23 protein-coding genes and 1 tRNA gene are annotated in these 26372 nt (G+C 38.9%); 3 read left to right on the top strand and 21 right to left on the bottom strand.

Annotation, left to right across the window (positions count from 1 at the left end; all coding sequences use genetic code 11):
• Positions 1-72: 72 nt before the first annotated feature.
• Complete coding sequence (locus EU510_RS12110) at positions 73-666, top strand: DUF4303 domain-containing protein (protein WP_149593706.1); 594 nt, start codon at positions 73-75, stop codon at positions 664-666.
• Positions 667-742: 76 nt separating this feature from the next.
• On the opposite strand, the gene EU510_RS12105 is transcribed toward EU510_RS12110, so the two are convergent.
• From EU510_RS12105 to rppH, 12 genes are all read right to left on the bottom strand, one after another.
• Positions 743-817, bottom strand: a tRNA-Arg gene (locus EU510_RS12105).
• Positions 818-889: 72 nt separating this feature from the next.
• The gene (locus tag EU510_RS12100; RefSeq protein WP_149593705.1) at positions 890-1564 is read right to left on the bottom strand and encodes a FlgO family outer membrane protein; all 675 of its coding nucleotides are present in this window, start codon (positions 1562-1564) and stop codon (positions 890-892) included.
• 8 nt (positions 1565-1572) lie between these two features.
• Positions 1573-2274, bottom strand: coding sequence for a FlgO family outer membrane protein (locus tag EU510_RS12095; RefSeq protein WP_149593704.1), 702 nt, complete (start codon positions 2272-2274; stop codon positions 1573-1575).
• 13 nt (positions 2275-2287) lie between these two features.
• Entirely contained in the window at positions 2288-2881 is a 594-nt protein-coding gene (locus tag EU510_RS12090; protein WP_149593703.1) for a FlgO family outer membrane protein, read from the bottom strand.
• 55 nt (positions 2882-2936) lie between these two features.
• Positions 2937-3521 carry an SPOR domain-containing protein gene (locus tag EU510_RS12085; RefSeq protein ID WP_149593702.1) on the bottom strand — a complete coding sequence of 195 codons (585 nt, stop codon included), beginning with the start codon at positions 3519-3521 and terminating at the stop codon, positions 2937-2939.
• A gap of 78 nt (positions 3522-3599) precedes the next feature.
• Positions 3600-4286 carry an SPOR domain-containing protein gene (locus EU510_RS12080; protein WP_149593701.1) on the bottom strand — a complete coding sequence of 229 codons (687 nt, stop codon included), beginning with the start codon at positions 4284-4286 and terminating at the stop codon, positions 3600-3602.
• Between the two features lie 699 nt (positions 4287-4985).
• The gene (gene galU / locus EU510_RS12075) at positions 4986-5864 is read right to left on the bottom strand and encodes a UTP--glucose-1-phosphate uridylyltransferase GalU (RefSeq protein ID WP_149593700.1); all 879 of its coding nucleotides are present in this window, start codon (positions 5862-5864) and stop codon (positions 4986-4988) included.
• Between the two features lie 23 nt (positions 5865-5887).
• Positions 5888-6739, bottom strand: coding sequence for a thymidylate synthase (locus tag EU510_RS12070; protein ID WP_149593699.1), 852 nt, complete (start codon positions 6737-6739; stop codon positions 5888-5890).
• Between the two features lie 10 nt (positions 6740-6749).
• Complete coding sequence (gene lgt, locus EU510_RS12065; RefSeq protein WP_149593698.1) at positions 6750-7553, bottom strand: prolipoprotein diacylglyceryl transferase; 804 nt, start codon at positions 7551-7553, stop codon at positions 6750-6752.
• Between the two features lie 13 nt (positions 7554-7566).
• Positions 7567-8376 carry a sulfite exporter TauE/SafE family protein gene (locus EU510_RS12060; protein ID WP_149593697.1) on the bottom strand — a complete coding sequence of 270 codons (810 nt, stop codon included), beginning with the start codon at positions 8374-8376 and terminating at the stop codon, positions 7567-7569.
• A gap of 90 nt (positions 8377-8466) precedes the next feature.
• Positions 8467-10731, bottom strand: a complete 2265-nt coding sequence (gene ptsP, locus EU510_RS12055) for a phosphoenolpyruvate--protein phosphotransferase (RefSeq protein ID WP_149593696.1) — start codon at positions 10729-10731, stop codon at positions 8467-8469.
• 30 nt (positions 10732-10761) lie between these two features.
• Positions 10762-11280 carry an RNA pyrophosphohydrolase gene (gene rppH / locus EU510_RS12050; RefSeq protein WP_002958704.1) on the bottom strand — a complete coding sequence of 173 codons (519 nt, stop codon included), beginning with the start codon at positions 11278-11280 and terminating at the stop codon, positions 10762-10764.
• A gap of 530 nt (positions 11281-11810) precedes the next feature.
• Here rppH and mutH point away from each other — a divergent pair.
• A complete protein-coding gene (gene mutH / locus EU510_RS12045) occupies positions 11811-12482 on the top strand; it encodes a DNA mismatch repair endonuclease MutH (RefSeq protein WP_149593695.1) in 672 nt (223 codons plus the stop codon).
• A 194-nt stretch (positions 12483-12676) separates the two neighbouring features.
• On the opposite strand, the gene eno is transcribed toward mutH, so the two are convergent.
• From eno to rlmD, 5 genes are all read right to left on the bottom strand, one after another.
• A complete protein-coding gene (gene eno, locus EU510_RS12040; RefSeq protein WP_149593694.1) occupies positions 12677-13975 on the bottom strand; it encodes a phosphopyruvate hydratase in 1299 nt (432 codons plus the stop codon).
• A gap of 275 nt (positions 13976-14250) precedes the next feature.
• Positions 14251-15885 (bottom strand): CTP synthase, encoded by a 1635-nt coding sequence (locus tag EU510_RS12035; protein ID WP_058548612.1) that lies wholly within the window; start codon positions 15883-15885, stop codon positions 14251-14253.
• Between the two features lie 162 nt (positions 15886-16047).
• A complete protein-coding gene (gene mazG / locus EU510_RS12030; RefSeq protein WP_149593693.1) occupies positions 16048-16845 on the bottom strand; it encodes a nucleoside triphosphate pyrophosphohydrolase in 798 nt (265 codons plus the stop codon).
• 2 nt (positions 16846-16847) lie between these two features.
• On the bottom strand, positions 16848-19004 hold the full coding sequence (gene relA, locus EU510_RS12025; protein ID WP_149593692.1) for a GTP diphosphokinase: 2157 nt from the start codon (positions 19002-19004) through the stop codon (positions 16848-16850).
• An 8-nt stretch (positions 19005-19012) separates the two neighbouring features.
• Entirely contained in the window at positions 19013-20338 is a 1326-nt protein-coding gene (gene rlmD, locus EU510_RS12020) for a 23S rRNA (uracil(1939)-C(5))-methyltransferase RlmD (RefSeq protein WP_149593691.1), read from the bottom strand.
• 109 nt (positions 20339-20447) lie between these two features.
• Between rlmD and barA the strand changes: the two genes are divergently transcribed.
• Positions 20448-23222: a two-component sensor histidine kinase BarA gene (gene barA / locus EU510_RS12015; protein WP_149593690.1), complete on the top strand. Its 2775-nt coding sequence runs from the start codon at positions 20448-20450 to the stop codon at positions 23220-23222.
• 81 nt (positions 23223-23303) lie between these two features.
• Here barA and pdxJ read toward each other — a convergent pair whose 3' ends face one another.
• From pdxJ to rnc, 4 genes are read right to left on the bottom strand one after another with little or no spacing between them, the layout of a single operon-like run.
• Positions 23304-24035: a pyridoxine 5'-phosphate synthase gene (gene pdxJ / locus EU510_RS12010; RefSeq protein ID WP_002958712.1), complete on the bottom strand. Its 732-nt coding sequence runs from the start codon at positions 24033-24035 to the stop codon at positions 23304-23306.
• A 22-nt stretch (positions 24036-24057) separates the two neighbouring features.
• Complete coding sequence (gene recO / locus EU510_RS12005) at positions 24058-24750, bottom strand: DNA repair protein RecO (protein WP_149593689.1); 693 nt, start codon at positions 24748-24750, stop codon at positions 24058-24060.
• A gap of 20 nt (positions 24751-24770) precedes the next feature.
• Positions 24771-25703 (bottom strand): GTPase Era, encoded by a 933-nt coding sequence (gene era / locus EU510_RS12000; RefSeq protein ID WP_149593688.1) that lies wholly within the window; start codon positions 25701-25703, stop codon positions 24771-24773.
• Positions 25693-26370 (bottom strand): ribonuclease III, encoded by a 678-nt coding sequence (gene rnc, locus EU510_RS11995; RefSeq protein ID WP_002958715.1) that lies wholly within the window; start codon positions 26368-26370, stop codon positions 25693-25695. Before rnc ends, era begins: the two co-directional genes overlap by 11 nt.
• Positions 26371-26372 lie beyond the last annotated feature (2 nt).

Below are 26372 nucleotides of genomic sequence, written 5' to 3'. Positions count from 1 at the left end.
TTATTTTAGTAGAGTGAGTTTTAATCACTCTTTTTCATATAAATTTCTGTAATCATAAAAAATAATGACCTCATGTTAGATACTAAAGACTTCGAAAAAACACTTTATCAAGATACCAAAAAAGCATTTAAAGACATCATTCAAAAATATGGTAACGATCTTTATGTAATGGGTTTTTACCACACAGGTAGCTACTCACTACTTCCAATGTTTAATACTTTATCAGATTTAAAAGAAGTATTTGAAACAGAGTACAATAACGATGTAAGTAGCTTTTACATGGCTAAATGGAACCCTGATGACTACCCGACGCTTGAGAGTTATTCAGAATACTTTGATGAAACAACGCTAGAGTGTCAAAAACTAGAAAACAGCATTGATTTGTTTCAATCAGATATAGAGGCGATGGATAATTGGCACCAATGGCTTACAGCAATGGAAAAAGTACTTATGCAATTAGATGCCGAAGGATTATTTTCAAATGGTATTGAACGCGAAAAAATCACTTTAGCTATACTCGCCTATGACGAAGAAGAAAGCATTCAATTTAAAAGAATCAAACGACTTAATCCACCAGCTGTTCTAACGCAAATTCAAGCTGACTTTGAAGTAATGATTGCAGAGCGTGAAAAATGTGAGCTAGAAGTGTTAAATACCATTAATTAAAAACGAAACACGACTACATATACGCTATACAGAAAGTATTCGGAAGGAAAATAAAACTGTAACTGATTGATTTAATTGGTAGCCCCTGCAAGAATCGAACTTGCAACTGCCCCTTAGGAGGGGGCCGTTATATCCATTTAACTAAGAGGCCACAAATAAGCTGTGTGCTTAGAAGTGTGAATTATAACGGCATCTGGTTTTTTATATCAAGCGACAACTGAACTTAATTACTTGATAAGTATATATCTTCTTTATTTAGTACATAAATTGGGATTAATTTTCGACTACTCGCGACAATTTTTTTTGTATGCGCGTTAATCACACGTGTATTTACAACAACAGCATCATGGCGATAAATTAATGTACCCGCTAATACATGGCTCGCCATTTGATCTTCGCTAAGCTTTTCAATATCACGCGAGAAAGCAAAATCACCACGGCTATTTACATCTATTGTTTGAGTTGTTTTAAAATCAACCACGCCATAACCAAACTTTTGTAACTGATGGATTAACGTTTCTGAAATTTGATTACCTAATTGATTACTTTTAGTAAGCGATGAATCAAGATCAACCAAGGTAGTAACGGCAATATTAATATTGGTGTCGGTATCACTTTCAAATTCAAGCGTATCAACCAAATCAAGCGCCATTTGCTCTACATAGTTAGCAAGTGTTTTATGGTGCTTAAGTGGTGTGAACTGCTGAGATGGGTCGTATTCAACTTGCGATTGTATTGCTTGATTATTATAAGTAATATTAAGCTGATCATTACCACCGTTTACAGTGTAATCTATTCGTGTTGTGTTTTCGTTATGCTCATTATTATGCGTCATTGAGCAGCCTGTTAACCCAATTAAAGTAGTAAACCCAACGATAGTAATTAGTATATACGACATAGTTAGCCTCACTTGCTTGCTTGCTTAAGCATTATGCCATCAGTGCGGTAGTTACTATTAAGTGCATCAACAACTGATTGCGGAATAAAACCTTGCGCAGTGCCTACTACGGCTTTGCTTTGCAGCCCAACAATACGTGCATTTACAAGTACTCCTCCTTGACTGCTCACTAATGTGCCAGCGAGTACGTATTTAAAGTTTTGCTCTTGGTTAAGCTCTAAATAATCTCGACTAAATACAAAGTCTCCTTCAGATGTAACACGCATGTAGTCGGTTGTTTTAAAGTCAATAACGGGTATGCCAAAATTATGTAGCTCGTGCATAAAACTTTCTGATATTTGATTACCCAGTAAACTACTGTCATTAAAATCATCATCTAAAAATACAAAGCTTGAAACAGCTAATGGTGTTTTTCCATTAACATATTGCAGATTTTCAACCATGTCTTGCATTATTCCGCGTACATAATGATTTATGTTCTTTCGCATCGGCGGAGTCGGCTTAGTATGACTATTTTTTTGAGCAAAGTCAGATTGAAATAAACGGTCATTGGATACTGGATCTGCAACATCACGCTGATTATTAACGAGTTGCGTTGTTTGGTTATTATTTTGAACCTCGGTCTCATTCGTGCCTGTATTCATACCATTTAGTATATGCGAACAGCCAAAGCCCAAAGGTAAACAGAGGGTAATTAATAGGTTTCTCATTTTGTGCTCCTGGTTAGTATTCGCTGCGGTATAAGTAGCCGTCGCGTTGCTGTATTTTTTCATTACCCCACATTACATTAATTGGGATCTCTGTACTGCCGGCAGACAAAATTTGTTTATTATTAATATTTATCAAACGCGCATTTACAATATAAGCGTGTTGCTGGCGGGTCACTGTGCCGGTAATAATTAAGTCAATATTCTGACGAGCCCGTAATTTATTTAAATCACGACTAAGTATACTGTCGGCATGTTCTGATAAGTTTAAGCTGTTTCCCAATCTATACTCAACGGTGTTATATCCCAGTTGGGTCATTTGAGTTAAAAGGCTTTCTTGAATCTGTTGGCTTAAGCCAGAACCTTGCTCTGTCATTAGTTTTGAGTCGATCTTATCGGCAAGAAAAAAGCTACTTACACCAATACGCGCATTTCTACTTAGCGGCCCTTGAAGATTATTAAGTTGGGCAGTTAAGCTATTAACGTAATCACTTACTGTGTAGGCTGCCATAGCTGCTTTGGGAGCATTAGTACTGACACTCGGCTCGGGTTGAGGCGTTAAACTACAAGCTGCTAGGTTTACAAATAATAAGGGCAATAACAGGCGCATAGTTGCCATCCTCTTTTAAATATATAAGAGTTAAAGCAATTATTATGCCTAAAGATTACTGTTTGTAAGGTTGTTTAATGTAATAGCTAACAAAACATGCTACTTTTTGCTTTATAAGGGCTAAACAATCACTTTTAGCATCCGCTGAATTGCTATAAACACCTAACTTCAATCGATAAAAAGTTGTGTTATTAACTCTTACGGTTTCTACATTTACCTCAGTGGGTGAGATAATATTATGTGGTATTTTTTCTTGGAATTCTCTGAGCTTCTTTTGTAATGCATTTTTATTTTTAAAAGCGGCAATTTGCAAAGCAAACGATACCGAGTGGGGTTTTAATACACTCTCGTTATTAACTACATCATTTACAGGAGTATTTAGAACATCAAACCCATTTAGCTGTTTTAGATTAGTAGCAAGCTGCGTTAATTTATTTTCTAACTTTAGTAGCTGCTCTACTTTAGGTTGAGAGCTTTCCCACTGTGCGACTGAAACTTTAAGCAGCTCCAAATCAGACTTCTCAATAAGAATCGGTTGCGGGTTGGTTTGAGTCGCTTTAACTTGCTGGGGTGAGTTACATGCAGCTAAAGCAAGTACCATTAATAGCACTGTGCTTTTAAATATCGGTTTTAAAAGCATTTACTTTTCCAAAAAGGAGTTAAATTATGAAGAATATATTTTATGGATAAATATATTTTAATCAAGTTTCTATTTTAACTACAGTTTTACTGGCTTATCAGTATAGTTACTTACTATGCAATCGAGTTTATAAAGCTTGAATACGGCGCAGTCTGCTTTTGCATTTTTAAAGTTTTGGTAAGAACCAAGCTTTAGCCTGTAAAACATTTTGTCGTTTATTTTAGCGGTTTCTACATTCGTCAATATTTTGTCTCTAAACAACGGTGCTGCTTTAGTATTTAGTTCTTGCCATGCTTTAGCCACACCTTGTTCTGAGTCAACCGAAGCTACCTGCAAAGCAAATACATGTTTAGGTGTATTTAGTTTTACAGTTTGTTTTTTATTACTGTAGTTTTGTTTAACTTGTTGGCGTGATTTAACATTGCGTGTGTTTCGTGGTGAGCGTACAGACTTGCTGCTATATCCTTGATTAGACTGCGCAATAGCTTTGCTGTTGATAATATCAATATGATTTACGAGGTAAGTTATTTCTTTTTCTAACCTTAAGATTCGCTCTATACCTTCGCGTGCTTGTTGCCACTGCATTGCGGCATCTTTTAGCTGAGCAAGCTCCAAAGCTGTAATTGAGACGTAATCAGGCGAGTTACTTTGAGATTGTTGTTCATCAATAGTTTTTATTTCAGGCGAGACGCTGCATGCTGTACCAAATACAAGCATTAGTAAACTGAGTAAAAGCCCTATGTTATTTTTTTTATATTCAAACATGTATTAATTATCCTGAAAGCAGTGTTTTTCACTACATTTCAGTTAAACATTCTCACAAGAAAGTGTTTAACTTTTTAAGCTGTGAGCTATAAAACTTAGCTCTTCGCATGCATGTCAGTGCTTCACAAAACACATCGTTGCATACTCCCTCCCTTCCTTGAGAGCATTATTTAATACAAATTCAATGCCAATTAACACAAACTTTACAACATAAATAACAATATGTCTGTAATGACTTAAAAACTTTTATTTTTCGAGTGGCCCTGTCCTTACTTTATTCTAGGGCCTGTTGACCTTTCAGGATTAAAATTTGTTCAATCTCGAGGTTATTTAATCGCGGCGCGAGGTTTGTAACCTAGTGGGCTCGGTAACTGCTCCTGCGTTACCCTACTGGCTTACATCCATGTAAGAATAAGTAAAAACCGAGTAAAGCTTCCGCGTCCTGCTCACGCCCCTTACCTACATCCATGTGGGCAAAAAGAGTAAATTGCCCCGAGGCAAAACCCTTCGGGCAGCGCATGTTTGGCATTTATGCTACGTTATAGCCTATTTATGGGGAATAACCACACTACATAGGCTCTGCCTTGCCTAAATACCAAACAGCCTGCTGCAAATTTAACATCGAAAGATAAACAGGCCCTGATAAAACTCATAAAAAAAGGCGCCGATATAGGCGCCTTTCATGTTTTTCGTTAACTGTTAAATCAGTTTTTTGATAAATGATTTTAATTCATCGGCAAATTCATCACGGCGTAGTGCAAATTCAATCGTTGCTTTTAAGTAGCCAATCTTACTTCCACAATCATGGCTTCGGCCTTTTATAGCGTATGCATCTACTTTTTCGTGTTCCATTAACATTGCAATTGCGTCAGTTAATTGAATTTCGTTGCCTGCACCTTGCGGAGTTTTTGCAAGTAACGGCCAGATATTTTCACTTAACACGTATCGACCCACTACAGCTAAGTTTGATGGAGCTTCATCTACTGGCGGCTTTTCTACCATATTAAAAATTGGCGAGTTTTCACCTTGCTTTAAGTCAACATCACCTAAATCAACCACACCAAACTGATTCACTTGCGCCATTGGTACTGGTTCTACCATAATTTGACTGTGCTTAGTTTGCTCAAAATTAGCGATCATTTCTGCTAAGTTATCTTTTTTAAGGTCGCTTTCTACGTCGTCAATAATTACGTCTGGTAAAATAACAACAAATGGTTCGTTACCAATAATAGGTGCTGCACAACTAATAGCATGGCCTAAGCCTTTTGCTTCACCTTGGCGTACGTGAATAATAGTTACGTCTTTTGGGCAGATTGCTTGCACTTCGGCAAGTAGTTGCCGCTTAACACGCTTTTCTAAAGTAGCTTCTAGTTCAAAACTTGTATCGAAGTGATTTTCGATTGAGTTTTTACTTGAATGCGTTACAAGCACGATTTCTTTAATGCCTGCAGCAACGGCTTCGTTTACTACATATTGAATTAAAGGACGGTCTACCACTGGCAGCATTTCTTTAGGAATTGCTTTAGTGGCTGGCAACATACGCGTGCCAAGACCTGCTACTGGGATCACTGCTTTCATTTTATGTTTTCCTTAATCTTTTATTATACTGAAAATGGATATTGAATCGCTTCGTGGCATTGATAGCCTGTTACTTCAAAGTCGTCTCGTGTTACCCACGTTTCTATGTCTTCTAATGATTTAATTTTTGGATTAATTTTTAACTGAGGTGATGCAAATGGCTCACGCGCTAACTGCACGTCTCGCATCAGTTCAAGTTGGTTTTCGTAAATATGCGCATTAGCAATTTTATGATACGCCTTACCCGCTTTATGGCCGGTAATTTGAGCCACTAACGCAAGCAACACAAAGCACTGAATTTGATTAAAATTAAGGCCAAGTGGCACATCACAACTGCGCTGGTATGACGTTAAATATAGCGTATCGCCAAGTAACGAAAAAGTGTGCGTATGCATACACGGGCGCAGGCAACCAAGCTCAAACTCACCTGGATTATAAAACGTGATTATTTCACCACGGTCATCAATGCCATTTTTTAAGTTATTAATAACTTTGGAAAGCTGATCAAGCGTTGAACCATCTGGACGTTGCCAACCACGGCCTTGTACGCCATAAACACGACCCATGTCATCATCGCCTTTACGGTTAGGGTTATTAAGCCATGCGTTGTTATCGTTCGCGTTGGCATCCCATGTTTTACAGCCAATTTCACGAAATTGCGCAGCGCTATCGTACCCGCGTAAATAGCCTAGCAATTCAGCAATCGCGGCTTTGTAATAACTTTTGCGTGTAGTGATCATCGGAAACTGATTATTAGCCACATCGTATTCTAAATCAGCATTGATAACGGTTAAACAACGCGTACCTGTACGTTTGTTTTCAACCCACTGCCCTTCGTCAACAATACGCTGACATAATTCTAAATATTGTTTCATGCTTTTCTTATTATGCCTTAGCTGGTGTAACGTGTTGTGGTTTCTTATATGCCCAAATTAATAAGCCTAAACCACCCACTATCATAGGAAGTGAAAGTATTTGCCCCATTGAAATAAAGTCGGCAAATAAACCTAGTTGTGCATCAGGTTGGCGGAAATATTCAATACAGAATCTAAACACACCGTAACCTAATAAAAACACACCGGCTACGCTGCCTGCTGGACGTGGCTTTTTAATAAACCATTGTAGGATTAAAAACAGCACTAAGCCTTCAAAAAATGCTTCGTATAATTGCGATGGGTGACGTGCAAGCGGACCGCCCGTTGGAAATACCATTGCCCATGGAACATCAGTGACTCGGCCCCATAATTCACCGTTTATAAAGTTACCAATACGTCCAGCTAAAAGCCCTACAGGAACCAATGGTGCAACAAAATCGCCCACTTGAAGAAGCGACTTTTTACGCGTCCACGAAAAAATTGCGACGGCGGTTATAACGCCAAGTGTTCCACCATGGAACGACATACCACCCTGATCTATTCTAAATAAATACAGTGGGTTTTCTATAAAGTAACTAAACTGGTAAAACAATACGTAGCCAATACGCCCGCCTAGTATTACCCCTAACATGCCGTAAAACAGTAAATCGCCTACTTGCTCTTTAGTCCAACCCGAATTTGGCTTTGATGCTTGACGATTTGCAAACCACATCGCAAATGCAAAACCTATTAAATACATTAAGCCATACCAACGTACGCTTAGCGGTCCAACAGAAAAAATAATTGGATCAATTTGAGGAAACTCAAGTGCCATAAAAAATAAACCTTTAGCTAAAAACCATTTTAATTGCGATAACTACAAGCAGTACCGCGAAAACTTTCTTAATTGTATTAACAGGTAAATAGTGAGTTGCTTTAGCGCCAATAGGCGCAACAAACCACGAGGTAATAACAATTCCAAATAATGCAGGTAAATAAACAAACCCAGCAAAACCATGCTCTAAATCGGTAACATGCCAGCCTGCGCTGATGTAACCAATGGAGCCAAATAATGCTATAACAATTCCGCACGCGGCTGCGCAGCCAATTGCTTTTTTTATATCAACCGAAAAATAATTAAGCATAGGTACTATTAAAGCACCACCGCCAATACCAATTAAACCTGATAATCCGCCCATTATTGCAGAAAACCCACCTAAAATAGGACCTGCCGGTAACGGTTTATCTGACATCGGTTTATTACGCGCGGATAGCACCATTCTTGCTGCAATAAATACAACACTTATCGCAAACACTGTACGTAATATTTGTTCAGGGATTAAACTTGCTGCAAAGCCACTAATTAGTGCACCTAAAGCCACACCCGACATAACCCACGGGGCGATTGCCCAAGGCACGTTATCATTTTTATGATGAGCCAGCGCTGAAGACGTTGAAGTAAATAAAATAGAAGCGAGTGAGGTTGCAATAGCAATTACTAATACATGATCAGCCGACGTTACATTAAATGAGAGTAGCAGAGTGCTTAATACTGGAACGATAATTAAACCGCCACCAATGCCTAGTAATCCAGCTAAAAACCCAACAATACAGCCTAGTAGTGCGCAGCTTGCGAGTAACAAACCTAAGTCATACATAGTAATCTCAAATACCCTTTTAAGGTTTATATATTAAAGGATTATAAAACTAATAGCATCTGTGTATTACAATTAATTAAGCGTATAAGCTTATTTAGGAGTGTAAAACAAATCCCCTAATTTATGCTCTAGCATAAAGCTTCGCGTTAAACGTAGTACTTGTTTGGCTGTGGATTGCGCTAAGCATTCACTTAATAGTTGCTCCATGTCACTGACATTCAAACGCCTAAGAACCCATTTAACTTTATTAAGTGATGATAAATTCATACTAAGGCGTCTGTAACCCATGGCAATAAGCAAAATAGCACCTTCAGGATCGCCGCCTAGTTCACCACACAAACTAAATGGCAGTTCATATTGCTCACATTCGCGCGCTACTTTATTTAGCACCCTGAGTACGCCCGGGTGATAAGGGCTAAAAAGTTCGGCAACTCGTGCATTAGCCCTGTCTACTGCTAATAAATACTGTGTTAAATCATTACTACCTACTGAACAAAAATCGACTTTTTTTGACCACTCAGGAAGCATAAATACACTTGAAGGTACCTCTAGCATTATACCTATATCAGGTCTTTCTATTGTCTGTTCTGGGTATTTTTCACTTAACTCAAAATAAGCCTGTTCAAATAACGCAAGTGACTCATCAACTTCTTCAGTGCCACTGATCATAGGGAGCATTATTTTTAAATTACCTAAACCAATATTTGCTTTAAGCATTGCTTTTAATTGATCTAAAAATAACTCTGGATGATCAAGACTAATACGAATACCACGCCAACCTAAAAATGGGTTTTCTTCAGTAATATTAAAGTAATCAAGTACCTTATCGCCCCCAATATCCAATGTACGCATAACCACAGGATTAGGATGATAGCTAGTTAGTACTTCCCGATACCAATTTTCTTGCTCTAATTGCGAAGGAAACTGACCTTTTTGCATAAACCACGCTTCGGTTCGATAAAGCCCCACTCCGTCACAAATATGCGCGCTACTTTGCTCGGTATTAAGCTCAAGGCCTGCGTTTAATAATAAGCTAACATGCTCACCGTCAAGCGTAATTGATTCAGAGTCTTGCTCTGCTAAAAAGCGGTTATTAAGTAGGTTATCTTGATGCTGTAACTCTGTGTATTCATCCATCAACATTTGCGAAGGCGATATATATAAACGCCCAGAAAATGCATCTAAAATCATCGGTTTACCATTAAACTGCAGTAAAGGTAAATCTTCTATCCCCCAAATAGCAGGAATGCCCATTGCACGCGTTAATATAGAGGCATGGCTATTTGCAGAGCCATTTACGCTTACAACGCCTGTTAAGTGACCTTTTGGCACCTCAGCAAGCATCGCAGGCGTTAAGGTATTAGCAATTAAAATAGTGTTGGCCGGATAATTTTTAACAGCATGCTCGGTATTTACAAGATGGTGCAATACACGAAGGCCAATATCTTTAACATCAACAGCACGCTCTTTTATATATGGGTCTTGCATGGCATTAAATTGAGAGATTAAACGCTCTATTACAATTTTTAATGCACTTTTAGCGCACCAACCTTCTTGTAACTGTACCTCAACATTATGGCCTAAGCTTTTTGCATCAAGTAATTGCTGGTAAACATCAAATACCGCAAGAGCTTCGTGCGGAATAGAATCGCTTAGCGTCATAGAAAGGGTATTAAACTCTTTGCGTGTAGCAGCTACAGCTTGAGTAAACAAACGGCGTTGCTCTGTTACATCACTGTCTTTTAAAAGCTCTATAGACTTAAAATCAAGCTTTGGCAGCACTACAAATGCTTGGCCAATTCCTATACCCGGCGCACTCGATACCCCTTTTAAAACTGATGTTTGATGAGATGATTCGTCTTGTCGCAATACTTCTTTTATTTCAGCATGCGCTAATTGTGATGCAAGTTGTGCAGAGAGAGTAATTAAAAACGATTCTTCATCTTGGCTAAAAACACGGGCCATTTTTTGCTGAACAACAATAACGCCCAATACTTTTTTTTGATGCACCACAGGCACAGACAAAAAAGCATTGTAGCCTTCTTCATTCACTTCGGGGGAGAGTTTAAATCGCGGGTGTGATTTAGCAAATGCTATATTAATTGGCTCTTCGCGCTGGGCAACTAAGCCCACTAAGCCTTCGGTAAAGCCAATTCTAAACTTACCCACCGCATCAGGATTTAACCCTTCGGTAGCCATAAGTACAAAATTGTCTTGGCTGTAATCTGCAAAATAAATGGAGCAGCACTGGGTTTTCATGGCATCTTTTACCATTTGCACAAAGCACACTAGAGCACTGTCTAAATTCGCTTGTTGCGATACAGACTCAGCAATAGATCTAAGTGTAGCCAGCATGTCCTGCTCCTTTATTCTATCGAGAAATTACTACCTTTTACTTCGCCAATGATCTTTGTGTTGTTCTCTTTTATTAAAAGGCATGGCGAAAGGAGCAAACTCCTTCATTACACGTCGATAAACATCCCGTTTAAACGATACTACCTGTCTTACAGGATACCAGTAACTTACCCAGCGCCAATCATCAAACTCTGGATGATGGGTTTTAAGCAAGTTTACATCTTCATCTTTACAACGCAGTTTTAATAAAAACCATTTTTGTTTTTGCCCAATACACACCGGACTAGAGTCGCGACGAATTAATCGTTTGGGTAATTTATAGCGTAACCAATGTTTTGAGCTTGCGACTATTTCTACATCTTCAGGTCGCAGCCCTACTTCCTCGTGTAACTCGCGGTACATGGTTTGTTCTGCTGTCTCGCCATCATCAACACCACCTTGGGGAAATTGCCAAGAATGCTGACCATAACGTCTAGCCCAAAAAACCTGTCCCTGATTATTGCAAATTACAATTCCGACATTGGCACGAAAACCTTCGGCATCAATCACCTTAGTGCCTCATTTGTAAGTCGATTTTTAATGATTGTTCCACATTAGCTGCAATACGGCAAACACTATTATAGCCAAGCTAATTTGGAAGCTAAGTTTACGCTTTTGCATACCCCATAAAATAATGAAGTGTGAGTAAAAATTTTAAAAATAATCCACCAAAGCTATTGCGGTTATTGTTTTACTCTACTTACTCACAGTTTGTGCATAACTTTTATAAAACACGCTCGTTTTGCAAACAAATCCACAATATAAGATCTAAAAACTCGTGTTCTCCACAGAATCTGTGGATAAACATGTTTATATAGTTGTATTTATCCCAGCAACTTTTAACAGCCTTAATCAAAACTGAATGCATAACTTAAAAAAAATCAGCTATCTCAGTAACTTAAAGTAAACCGCCCAATTTTATACATGTACAAAATTAACCCAAACAACAAGCGAGCAAAAAACGAACAACCCTAAAGATATCCACGGCTTAGCCAATTTGCTATCATGGCTATGGTATTTATTCAACCGAAATTAATAGTATGCGACCTACAAAACCACACTCAATAAACGACTTAATGCAACGCGTTAACAATATAGCCGGATTAACGCTAGGACAACTTGCTAGTAAGTATAATTTTAAAACGCCAGATGATTTACTGCGTGAAAAAGGTTGGACCGGTCAGTTAATTGAATATGTACTAGGCGCTACTGCAGGCTCAAAACCACTTCCAGATTTTGAAGATTTAGGAATTGAGCTAAAAACACTCCCCATTTCTTATAAAGGTAAGCCACTGGAAACTACGTTTGTATCGGTTACACCTTTAATGAACGTGACGGGAATGAAGTGGCATACCAGCTCTGTGCGTAAAAAACTAAATCATGTTTTATGGCTGCCAATTTTAAGCGAACGTGATATTGCGCCGTTTGACAGAACCATCGGCAGCGGCTTTTTGTGGCAGCCCTCACCTGAACAAGACGCTTTGTTACAACGCGACTGGGAAGAACAAATGGAGCTAATTGCGCTAGGTAGAGTCGACGAAATATCAGGCCATTTAGGCGATGCGATGCAAATACGCCCCAAAGCTGCTCATAGTAAAATCGTCACTGATGCTATTGGCCCAAATGGGCAAATAATTAAAACCCTACCCCGTGGTTTTTATTTAAAAACCAGTTTTACAGGTGATATTTTAAAGCAGCAGTTTCAGCTATGAGTGCGTAAGAAGTTAAAGCATGAATAAAACGTTATACTTTTGTGTTCCACTCTTTAGTACTGCGTACATCAACAGGCTTAGAGCCTACAACTTTTTCTCATCTCTTAGAATAAAAGTATCAGGCATAAAAAATCCCCGCTTATGCGAGGATTTCATCATCTAAAATTAAAAATTAGATTCTATATAAAATAGAATTACTGACCTTTAACTTCTTTAAGACCGTTGTACGGTGCTTTATCACCTAATTGCTCTTCAATACGTAGCAATTGGTTGTACTTTGCAACACGGTCAGAACGGCTCAATGAACCTGTTTTAATTTGACCTGCAGCAGTACCTACCGCTAAATCAGCAATAGTTGAATCTTCTGTCTCACCAGAACGGTGAGAAATAACAACTGTAAAGCCTGCATCTTTTGCCATTTTGATTGCAGCTAACGTTTCAGTTAGCGAACCAATTTGGTTAAACTTAATTAAGATTGAGTTAGCAATACCGTTGTCGATACCACGTTTTAAAATCTTAGTGTTAGTTACGAATAAGTCATCACCTACTAATTGGATTTTATCACCCATTAGTTTAGTTTGGTGTGCAAAGCCATCCCAATCTGACTCATCAAGACCATCTTCGATAGAAACGATTGGGTATTGATTAGTAAGATCTTGTAAGAAGAAGTTAAATTCTTCAGAAGTGAATTTTTTACCTTCACCTTTAAGATCGTAAATGTTTGCTTCTTTGTCGTAAAACTCAGATGCAGCACAATCCATCGCTAAAGTAATATCTTTACCTAGCTCGTAGCCTGCGTTTGCAACAGCAACTTTGATTGCAGCAAGAGCCGCTTCGTTAGATGCAAGGTTAGGTGCAAAACCACCTTCATCGCCAACCGCTGTTGAATGACCGTCTGCTTTAAGTACTTTTGCAAGGCTATGGAATACCTCTGCGCCCATACGTAGGCCTTCGCGGAAGTTTGCAGCGCCAACAGGTTGGATCATAAACTCTTGGATATCTACAGAGTTATCTGCGTGCTCACCACCATTGATGATGTTCATCATTGGAAGTGGCATAGAGTAAACACCCGGTGTGCCGTTTAAATCAGCAATGTGCTCGTAAAGCTCTACTTTTTTAGACTGTGCAGCTGCTTTTGCAGTTGCAAGTGATACTGCTAAGATTGCGTTTGCACCTAGTTTTTCTTTGTTTTCAGTGCCGTCTAAATCTAGCATTACTTTATCAACAGCACTTTGCTCTAATGCATTTTGACCTTTAAGCGCATCTGCGATTTCATTATTAATAAAACCAACAGCGTTTAATACGCCTTTACCTAAGTAACGTGACTTATCACCGTCGCGTAACTCTAATGCTTCGCGAGTACCAGTAGATGCGCCTGAAGGTGCTGCTGCACGACCCCAAGAACCATCTGCTAAATGTACGTCTGCTTCAACAGTTGGGTTACCACGCGAGTCCATAATTTCGCGACCGATTACTTTTACGATTTCTGACATCTTGATTCCTCTATATTCCCAAAATGGTGAGTTCAGCTAACTTTACTACGTTTTATATAGTTTATACCAATTGCATTTAATTAGTGAGCTATTATAGCGCTAAGAAAATAGCTCAATAACAAGGCAGAAATTATGACATATAGTTGTTCTATATGAGTAATTTTTAACGCAGTGAGTGAGTTATTTAATGCGATACAATGCTCATGTTTTTAATAAAATTGGTATCGATCAGCCCTTAAAACAAAAAAGCCGTGCAATATGCACGGCTTTTAAAATTACGAATTCGCTTTTTGGTGGATGTGAGCCGCAGCTACAAACCCTTCAAATAGCGGGTGACCATCACGTGGGGTTGACGTGAATTCCGGGTGGAATTGCGCGGCAATAAACCATGGGTGATCTTTATTTTCGATAATTTCTACTAATTTTTTATCTTCTGATAAACCAGTAAAGCTTAATCCTGCTTTCTCAAGCGCTTCTACAAAATTGTTGTTTACTTCGTAGCGATGACGATGACGTTCAACAATTTCAGCATTACCGTATACTTCATGTACTTTAGAACCTGGTGTTAAATGACATTTTTGTGCGCCTAAACGCATAGTGCCACCTAAATCAGATTTTTCATCACGAACTTCAACCTTACCTTCAGCGTCTAACCATTCAGTAATTAAACCAACGACAGGCGCTTCTGAGTTAGCGTTAAATTCTGTAGAGTTTGCATCAGTTAAACCTGCAACATTACGTGCATATTCAATTAGTGCTACTTGCATACCTAAACAAATACCTAGGTATGGAACTTTGTTTTCACGTGCGTATTTAGCCGCTAAAATTTTACCTTCAACACCACGTCCACCAAAGCCGCCTGGAACTAAAATAGCATCTAAGTGCGATAGTAGTTCTACGCCTTTGCTTTCTAAATCTTGTGAGTCTACGTATTCAATATTAATTGTTAAACGATTTTTAAGACCCGCATGTTTTAGTGCTTCGTTAACTGATTTGTATGCATCTGGTAATTCAATGTACTTACCAACCATACCAATTGTTACTTCACCAGTAGGGTTAGACTCTTGATAAAGTACTTGTTCCCACTCAGCAAGATCAGCTTCTGGCGCATCTAAATGAAAACGACGACATACAAAGTTATCTAATTCTTGAGATTTTAATAGCGCAGGAATTTTATAAATGCTGTCTACGTCTGGTAGTGAAATAACCGCTTTTTCTTCAACATTAGTGAACAATGCAATTTTTGCACGCTCGTTGTTAGGCAGTTTACGGTCTGAACGACAGATAAGAATATCTGGCTGAATACCTACAGAGCGCAACTCTTTAACAGAATGCTGAGTTGGTTTTGTTTTCACTTCACCCGCAGGGCCTAAAAATGGCACTAGCGTTAAGTGAATAAATAGCGCGCGTTCGCGGCCAATTTCAGTACCCATTTGACGAATTGCTTCAATAAACGGTTGTGATTCAATATCACCTACTGTACCGCCAATTTCTACAATCGCGATTTCATGACCTTCAGCACCGTCGTATACGCGTTGCTTAATGTCATTTGTAATATGTGGAATAACCTGAATAGTTGCACCTAGGTATTCACCACGGCGCTCACGACGTAACACGTCTTCGTATACACGCCCTTGTGTAAAGTTATTACGACTAGTCATTTTGGTACGAATAAAACGCTCGTAGTGACCTAAATCAAGGTCAGTCTCTGCGCCGTCTTCTGTAACGTATACTTCACCGTGTTGAATTGGGCTCATTGTGCCTGGGTCAACGTTGATGTAAGGATCCAGCTTTAAAATGGTAACGTCTAAACCACGGGCCTCTAAAATAGCGGCTAGTGATGCTGCTGCAATACCTTTACCCAACGAAGAAACAACTCCGCCAGTAACGAAGATAAATTTTGTACTCATGCGAACCCTAGAATATCAGGAATTAAAAGGAATATAACACCCGAGAAAGAGACTCTGGGTATATCATCAAGACGGGGCGAAATTGTACCAAAACACTGCTTATCAATCCAGCTAAAATTAGCTAATACGCGCACAAAAAATGTCCACTATTTAACATTAAGCCTATTTTACTTTTTTAATCGCATCCCACGCACTATCCATCTCTTCAAAGGTGGCTGTATCTAAGCTTTTACCTTGCGCATGCAAATAAGCGTTTACCTTTTCAAAACGCGCTGAAAACTTATCATTAGCGCTACGAAGCAGTTGTTCGGGATCTCGTTTAACATGGCGTACAACATTAACAGTGGCAAAAAGTAAGTCGCCGAGTTCTTCCGCTGTATGATCAGATAGCGGGTCTTGCTCAATCGCTTCTTTTACTTCAAGCACTTCTTCGCTCACTTTATCTAGTGCACCATGATAGGTTGGCCAATCAAAGCCAAGGGAAGCCACGCGTTGTTGAATTTTTTTGGCTTTACTTAAGCTTGGCATATTGCCAGGGATATCTTGCCAAAAAGAAGGGGATTCGGTTTGCGCTCTAGCACTTCGCTCCTGTGCTTTGATTGCTTGCCACTGCTGTGATAATTGATCGTCTGTTAGCTCTTTTTTTTCACCAAACACATGCGGGTGACGGCGTGTAAGCTTATCGTTTAATTGCTCTACTAGATCATTAAAATCAAATAGATTTTGCTCTTGTGCAAGTTGCGCATAAAAAACTATTTGAAATAACAAATCACCCAATTCACCTTTAAGCTCATCTAATTTGCCTGATTCAATACAGTCAGCAACTTCATACGCTTCTTCTAGCGTATGCGGCACGATAGATTTAAAATCTTGCTTGAGATCCCACGGACAACCGCCCTTGGGGTCTCGCAGCGTTTTCATTATGCTAAGAAGTTGTGTAAGCGCTGTATTATCATTCATTATTAATGACCACGCTTGGCATCATGTACACCTTCAATTTGGTGTAATTTAGAAAGAACACGGTTAGTACCCGATAAGTCATGTACTTCTATTTGCATTGTAAATATAGCTAACTGATTATCTTCAACCGTATTAACGTTCATATTTAAAACATTTACTTTTTCATTAGCAAGTACTGAGCTTATATCGCGTATCAGCCCAGAACGATCGGTTGCTTCTATTTTAATACTTAGTGCATAAGAGCCATTAATATCATCAGACCAGCTTACCGAAATTACACGCTCAGGATGCTGGTTTTTTAAGTTATTAAACGAATCACAGTCTTCTTTATGAACACCTATTCCTCGACCTTGGGTTATATAACCTATTATTTCATCGCCAGGTACTGGGCGGCAGCACTTGGCTACATGGCTCATTAAGCTGCCAACGCCATCAACCACAATGCCATTTTTGTCACCAGTTACTTTACTTGGTGCTTTAATACGAATGACCGGCTCATCTTCAGTGCGATCACTTACAAAGTTAAGCATTTGGTTTAAGCGTACATCGCCTGCACCAATTGCAACCATTAAGTCATCCAGCTCTTTAAAGTTAAAACGCTTTATTGCTGGCTCTAAATCTTTGTATGTTAAATTTAGCTTTTGTAATTCATTGTCGAGAATTTCTTTACCCGCACTTAGGTTTTTATCGCGGTCGAGCTGTTTAAACCAGTGATGGATTTTAGCTCTAGCGCGAGATGACTTAATGTATCCTAATGACGGGTTTAACCAATCACGACTTGGATTTGGTTGTTTCTGGGTCAGTATTTCTACCTGATCCCCCGTTGTAAGTTGATGCGTGAACGGCACTATTTTGCCGAATATTTTTGCACCAATACAACGATGCCCCACATTTGAGTGAATGTAGTAAGCAAAATCAAGCGGTGTAGCGCCAAGTGGTAAATCGATAATATCGCCGCTTGGGGTAAATATGTATACGCGGTCTTCTACTACTTGGTTTTTAAGCTCTTCTGCTAAATCGCCACCATCAACCACTTCTTCTTGCCATTGGAGTAGCTTACGCAACCAGCTAATTTTTTGCTCATAACCCGAGCCACGCCCTGGTAATGCCCCTTCTTTATACATCCAGTGTGCAGCCACCCCTAACTCAGCATCTTGATGCATGTCGCTGGTGCGTATTTGTATTTCTACGGTTTTGCCCTCAGGGCCAAATACCACAGTATGAATAGACTGATAGCCATTTTGCTTTGGTGTGGCAACGTAGTCATCAAATTCTTTATTAAGATGACGCCAGTTTGTATGTACTATGCCAAGCGCGCCGTAACAATCTTGCAGGCGTTCAACAACGATACGCATTGCCCGAATATCAAAAAGCTGATCAAACTCGTAGTTTTTTTGCTGCATTTTTTTATAAATGCTGTAAATGTGTTTAGGACGACCATAAACTTGGGCTTCTATGCCCGCTTCACTTAAACGGTTTTTTACCTGCTCAACCATATCTTCCATGTAGGCTTCGCGTGTAAGGCGTTTGTCGTCAAGTTGTTTGGCTATGCTTTTATAGGTACCTGGGTGCAAATATCTAAACGATAAATCTTCCAGTTCCCATTTTAATTGCCCTATCCCTAATCTGTTCGCAAGTGGTGCAAAAATATCTGCTGTTTCTTTAGCGGCAATAACGCGGTCTTCTTCATCCGCATTTTTTACATTGCGTAGATGACATACCTGCTCGGCAAGCTTAATGACCACGGCGCGCACATCTTCAACCATGGTTAATAACATTTTTCGAATATTATCAACTTGCATAGTGCCTTTACCTTGATGCGATAAAGTACTAATAGTGGCCATTTGTGCAACCCCAGTTAACAGCATGGCTATGTTATTCCCAAGCTGCTCTTCGATGGTTTCAAGCGATATTAAGTCGTTTAAAAAATACGGGGTTAAATACGCAGTAGCTAACGATTCGGGGTCGAGATTTAGCTCAGCTAAAATTTCAACCATTTCGATTGCAGTAGTTTGCCTGCTTTCACTATCACATTTTACGCAGAGCGCTTGGGCTTTAGTAAGTAGCTCTGTTTTTTCTTCAGACAAGGCAAGAAATGAAAGCCGAGTGCTAAAATCTGTTGTCTCTTCTTGTTGATGTGATTGTCGTGTAGCTACCATAATGCGTTCTACCTCCGTTGAAATAACGCCATAGTTTCAATATGCCCTGTATGAGGAAACATATTCATTAGCCCAATTTTATTAAGATCAAAGCCAGCTTGTGAAATAATTGCGCTGTCACGGGCTAAAGTAACAGGGTCACAAGAGACATATAAAATAGTTTTAAACTGCTTTAAAGGTAATTGCTCTAATACAGCCATAGCACCAGTCCTAGAAGGATCGAGTACAAGCACATCTAAGTTTTTACTAAACCATGGGGCGCTCTGTATGCTTTGGGTTAAATCAAAGCAATGAAACTGCGCATTGGTAATAGAGTTAGTTTGCGCATTTTGAGCAGCCATTGCAACCGCTGAAGTCACACCTTCTACGCCAATTACAGATTTTGCTTGTTTTGCCAACACTAATGAGAAATTACCAATGCCACAAAATAAATCCAATAAATATTCATCACCTTTTAAATCAAGCCAATTTGCAGCTTGCTTCAACATAGCTTCGTTAACTTGTGCGTTTACCTGAATAAAATTACCTAAACCAAATTCAAATTTTAGATCAAATTCTTTAAGATAATAAAATGGCATGGCTAAGTGTGAATGCTCGATTACATCGCTCTCGCTTTGCCATACAATTTGATATTGCTGACTTTGTGAGGCTTGTTCCACTATTGCTTTAAATTCATCGTTGATCGCTTTAGTGTGGCGAATAACAACAAAGTTTTTCTCATCACTTTGGCATAACTGTAAATGGCTTATACTGTGCAGTGCTTTGTGTTGGTTAATTAAATCATCAAAAAGTGTAAAAACATCTATAAATACTTCATCAAGTACTGCACATTTATTAATACTCACAATATTTTTGGAGCCACTTGCTCTGTAACCCACGCGCATTTTTTTAGCTGCTTTATCAAACATAACGGCTATGCGAGCGCTGCGTCTGTAATGCACAGGTTTACTTAATAATGGGGCTTGCCAGTTTAAGCTGTTTAATTTAGCAAACTTACTAAATAACTGAGTAACTGCAGTTTGTTTTTCTACAACTTGTTGGCTTGCTTCTAAATGCTGTAATTGGCAACCACCACACTGATTATAGTGTTCACAAAAAGCATCTACTCTTGATTCACTCGCTTGAATAACTTTAGTTACTTTTGCACTACTGTATTTAGCTTTATCTTCGACGAGTGTTGCTTTAACTGTTTCGTGCGGTAATGCTCCGCTTACAAAACATACTTTATTGTTATGTTTTGCAATGCCACGCCCTTGATGATCCACTCCCGTTATAGTTAATTCTAGTGTTTGTTGCTTTAACGGTTTTTTTTTCGCTTTAAAAATTTGCGCCATTAGGCATTACCTTCACTTTATTTATAAAGCACCTATATTTAGATGCTTTAGAATGCGTGTTGAACCGTATATACTCAAGTCATACTAATAACGATAAAACGCTCTCATTATGACCAAATTAGGCTTACGCGATTCTGTTTTAACACTGACCCTGATCCCAACGGTGATCATAGGATTACTACTTGGTGGCTATTTTACAATAAATCGTTACATTGAGCTTGATGAAATTTTATATCAGCAAGGTACTACTATTTCTGAGCCCCTTGCTATTGCGCTTGAGCAACCCATGCTCGAAAAAAACAAACAGCTATTGAATCGCCTTATAAGCTACACACATAACAAGCACTCCCCTACAATTAAGTCGATTGCTATTTTTGATAAAAATAATGCGCTATTAATGACCAGCAATTATCACCGCTCATTCGAAAAGTTAATTAATCAAAAAACGCTCATAAATTTAAAAACAACTCATGTGCAAAAAACTGATGAGCTTATTACGTTTTTCACTCCAATTATTAACCATACAAGTCACGACTCTAAATGGGATCCATCGGCTTTTCAGTCATCCCTGGGCACCGTTATTATACAGCTAAACAAAGACCAAGCGGTTATAGGGCAGCAACGTGCTTTATTAATTAGCGGTATTGTCATTATTTTATCATTGGTGTTTGCCGCAATTTTAGCATTAAGATTAAGTCGAATGTTTATGACGCCGCTTAATAAGTTAGTACTTGCAACCGACAAGTTAATTGAAGGTAAAAGAAGTACAGGTCTTAATGACAACATGATAGGTGAGTTTGAGTTGCTACGCGAAGGCTTAAATACCATCGCTCACACTATGATGATGAAAAAAGATGAAATGCAAAAAGCAATTGATCAAGCAACCAGTGATTCACAAGGAACTATAGATCAATATGAAGCTCAAAATATTGAACTCACAATGGCTAAAAAGGAAGCACAAGATGCTAACCGCGTTAAATCAGACTTTTTAGCTAAAATGAGTCACGAGCTGCGTACTCCGCTCAACGGTGTTATGGGCTTTACTCGCCAGCTCTATAAAACCCCGCTAAATAAGCATCAAAAAGATTATCTCGATACGATTATGCTATCAGCAAATAGTTTAATGACTATTATTAGCGATATTCTAGACTTCTCTAAGTTAGAAGCAGGTGCAATGGAACTTGAGTCAATTCAATTTCAGTTACGTGATGCAGTAAATGAAGTTATGACACTACTCGCTCCTAGCGCACACGATAAGCAATTAGAGCTATCCATTTATATAAACCAACAAGTACCAGATGACTTAATGGGCGACCCTACTCGCTTTAAACAAGTACTAATAAACCTATTGAGTAATGCGATTAAATTTACCGAAAAAGGCTCAATTAAAATAGATATAAGTCACCGGTTACTCGACGACGAACGCACCTCTTTACTTGTATCAGTAACCGATACCGGTGTAGGTATACCTATGGATAAACAAGACTCTTTATTTACTCCATTTGGACAGGCAGATTCAAGTATTACACGTAAATTTGGTGGCACAGGCCTTGGTCTTATTATTACCAAACATATTGTTGAAGCGATGAGTGGTCGCATAACATTAAACTCTGCGCCAGGTAACGGTACCTGTTTTACTTTTAATAGCGTGTTTAGCTTGCCAGATCATGTATTTACTAACGACTTACCATCTAAATCACTCATTGGTAAACGTATTTTATATTTAGAGCCGCATGAGCATACACACCATGCTGTACTTTCGTTATTGACCCAATGGGAATCAAGCGTAACAGCATGCTTTAACGAGACCAGCTTTTTAGACGCTATAAAAAATAGTGAATATAAATATGATATTTGTTTAATTGGTCATATGGCATCAGTTGATGATATGCAGCAGCTAAAAAGCTACGTAAAAGCCGTGCGTGAATCTACTGACTACTTATATTTAATGCTTAATACTGTATCGCACAATATGAGAGAAGCGTTTATTGGTAGCGGTGCTGATGCGTGTTTGAGCAAACCGCTTAATCATCGTAAATTATGTGAAGTACTTGCTGCGCCTTACAGACTTGACCACCCTACTCATAATATTGAGCAAAACGATCAAGCTTTGCTTCCGTTAAAAGTATTAGTTGTTGATGATAATGATGCCAACTTAAAGCTTATTCGCACGCTTTTATGCGAGCAAATTGAAACAGTAGAAACTGCGCATAATGGTTCTCAAGCTTACAGTCTAAGTAAAAGCCATAAATATGATGTGATTTTTATGGATATCCAAATGCCGATCATGGATGGTATTACAGCGTGTAAGCTTATTCGCGAATCATCATTAAATGAAGATACGCCAATTATTGCAGTAACGGCCCATGCCCTCAACAGTGAGAAAGAGCAGCTACTAAAAGATGGCTTTAAAGGCTATTTAACGAAGCCTATTGATGAGGATATGCTTAAACAAATTATTAGCGACCACAGTCCACAAACCCCAGTCAATCGTGATAAAGCGAAAACAGATACACCACAAAGCCCAGCACCATTTCAAAGTAATCGCATTGACTGGGCACAAGCCCTGCAGCGTGCTGGCGGCAAGAACGAATTAGCGCTAGAGATGCTTAATATGTTACTTTTAAGCGTCCCTGAAACTCTTACATTGCTTGCTAAAGCGATAGAGAGTAACGATTGCCAACAAGTATTAAGTATTGTCCACAAGTTTCATGGTGCATGTTGCTACACCGGTGTACCAAAACTAAAATCACTTGCAGAAACAATTGAAACATCGCTTAAAAATAAATGCTTGCTAGAAAATATTGAACCTGAATTATTTGAGTTACAAGACGAGCTTGAAAACTTACTTGCTGATGCAAATGTAACTGAGCTACAAAGATAAGCTTTGAATTTTAGATACAAAAAACGCGGTATTTACCGCGTTTTTTTATTAAGCTTTTTTAAATACTTATATTTTCTTATCTTACATTCTTGCTTCAATCATTAATCGTTTCATGTCGCGTACGGCTTTATCGAGCCCATCTATCGCTGCACGAGCAATAATAGCGTGACCAATATTTAGCTCATAAATCTCAGGCATTGCAGCGATTGGTTTCACGTTATGATAATGAAGACCATGGCCAGCGTTAACAATCAAACCTAAGCTTGCTGCATATTTAACACCTTCACGAATGTGCTCTAACTCTTTGTGTAAATCAGTATCATTTGTGGCATCAGCGTACGCGCCTGTGTGTATTTCTACATAAGGAGCACCACATTCTTTGGCTGCATCTAACTGTGCTTTATCTGCATCAATAAATAGCGATACTTTAATACCCGCTTCGGTAAGCGTTTTTGTTGCTGCTTTAATTTTATCTATATTACCGGCTACGTCTAAGCCACCTTCGGTTGTTAATTCTTCGCGCTTTTCAGGTACTAAACACACGTACTCAGGTTTTACTTCAAGCGCGATTTTTATCATTTCATCGGTAACAGCGGTTTCAAGATTCATACGAGTTTGAATGGTTTTAGCCATTACATAAACGTCGCGATCTTGAATATGGCGTCTGTCTTCACGTAAGTGAATCGTAATACCGTCTGCGCCTGCATGCTCTGCTACACTGGCTGCATGAGCTGGATCTGGGTAACTTGTTCCACGCGCTTGGCGAAGTGTTGCAATATGATCTACGTTTACACCCAAAAGAATATCTTTCATTTTCTTACCTGTAAAATTACGTTTATTGAGAGGCCATAAATAGCTCGCGGCTTTTTAATGGTTTACTACCTAATAAGGGTTTTAATAAATAGCGACTTAATTGCTTTGCCATATATAGCACATCACTTTGGCTAAAATCATGATTTGCTATGGCATTGAGTTGTTTGCCACTAAATCCAGAACGCGTATCTTCTTGTACTAAAAAACCAAGTTCGGGGAAATAACTATACGTCTGCTTTTCATCTATTGGTTCACCACTGGCGTCAAAACTAAAATCCACGCCATAACCGAGTAATTCCAATAGTTGAAACTCGTATGAGCGAAGCACTTCTTGTAAATTGGCCCCGCTGTTTAGGTTTGATAAATGAGTTTTATATAGCTCAAATACTTGTTCAATTGGCTCGTTAACAGGAACGATACGATTAGTAAGCTCATTTAAATAAAAACCACAATAAAGCTCATCACCTTTTAAAAAGTGCGAGTTCCCATGCAGTTCAAACTTATTAATATATTTTAAATCGTACTTGCCACTGTAATTAACAAGCAGTGCCTGAAATGGCTGAAGTTGTGCTTTATGTTTAGTGGCCTGGCGACCACTAATTCGGGCCAGCATTCTTAGCTGACCAACGCCTTCTACAAGCATATCTAACATCACTTGAGAGTCACTATAAGGACGCCGATGTAATAAATACGCGGTGTAGAAGTCGCTATCCATTCACTAAACTACTGCTTGGTTTAGTCTTCACTATAACCTAAGCTTCTTAGTGCACGTTCATCGTCAGCCCAACCCGACTTAACTTTAACCCAAAGCTCTAAGAATACTTTGTTATCAAGCATTTCTTCTATGTCTTTACGGGCTTCACGGCCAATAGTTTTTAGCTTTTCGCCTTTATTACCAATAACCATGCGTTTTTGTGTTTCGCGCTCAACAAGAATTAACCCGTTGATATGCCAAATACCGTTGTCTTGCCATTTAAACTGCTCTATTTCAACAGTTACAGAATACGGTAATTCTTCGCCCATAAAACGCATTAGTTTTTCACGAATTACTTCAGCTGCCATAAAGCGCATTGAACGGTCAGTTACATAATCTTCAGGAAAGTAAAATTCGCAAGGAGGTAAGCGTTTGGTTACTTCTTCTTTGATTAAATCAACGTTTTTACCTTGTGTTGCCGATACTGGCATAATTCCAACAAAATCAAACTTGTCACTTAACCACTTCATATGAGGCAACACAAGGTCACGGTCTTTAACTTGGTCTATTTTATTAATAACCAATAATACCGGCTTACCACTTTGCGATACTTTATTAAGTACCATTTCGTCATCGGCATTCCAATGAGTGCCCTCAACTACAAATATAATAAGCTCAACATCACCAATAGAGCTAGACGCGGCACGGTTCATTAAACGGTTAATCGCACGTTTTTCTTCAACGTGTAGACCTGGTGTATCTATATATACCGCTTGGTGCTTACCTTCGGTATGAATACCCATAATACGATGACGCGTGGTTTGTGGTTTACGTGAGGTAATACTCACTTTTTGCTCAATAATTTCATTAAGCAAAGTCGACTTACCTACGTTTGGGCGCCCTACAATAGCAACCATTCCACAAAACGTATCTACATCACCTTCATGAGGCTGTATAAGGGTATCAAGGTTCATTTTTAAGTATCTTCAATGCTTTTTCAGCAGCTTTTTGTTCGGCTTTACGGCGCGAGCTACCTACAGAAATTATGCTATCCATTCCATCAACAATACATTCAACCGTGAATGTTTGATTGTGTGCTTGGCCTTTTGTATCAACCACAGTGTAACCCGGTAAAGATAATTTACGGGCTTGCAAATACTCTTGCAGCAGGGTCTTCGGATCTTTTTGGTTAAGCCCTGGTGAAATAGCATCTAATCGTGATTCGTACCATGACAATATAAGATCGCCACAGCTATCAATACCTGAATCTAAAAATGCAGCGCCAATAATAGCTTCTACTGCATCAGCAAGCGTTGACTCGCGACGGAATCCGCCACTTTTAAGCTCGCCCGGCCCTAAGCGCAAATAATCGCCTAGGCCAAATTCAAGACCAAACTCGGCAAGTGTTTGACCACGCACAAGCGTTGAGCGCATCCGGCTTAAATCGCCTTCACGCGCTTTGGGGAATTTGGCATAAAGTGCATTAGCAATCACAAAGCTTAAAATAGAGTCGCCTAAAAATTCTAGTCGCTCATTATGCTGACCTTTGTGGCTGCGGTGCGTCATTGCTTGCTCAAGTAAACCTTGATCTGCAAATTCATAGCCAATTTTTTTATATAATTCTGTTACATTTTTTTTCATCG

The sequence above is a fragment of the Pseudoalteromonas sp. FUC4 genome (assembly GCF_008370255.1).
In the GTDB taxonomy this organism is placed as follows: Bacteria; Pseudomonadota; Gammaproteobacteria; order Enterobacterales; family Alteromonadaceae; genus Pseudoalteromonas.
The sequence above is the reverse complement of the archived record's forward strand: the minus strand, read 5'-3'. Positions and strand labels throughout refer to the sequence as shown.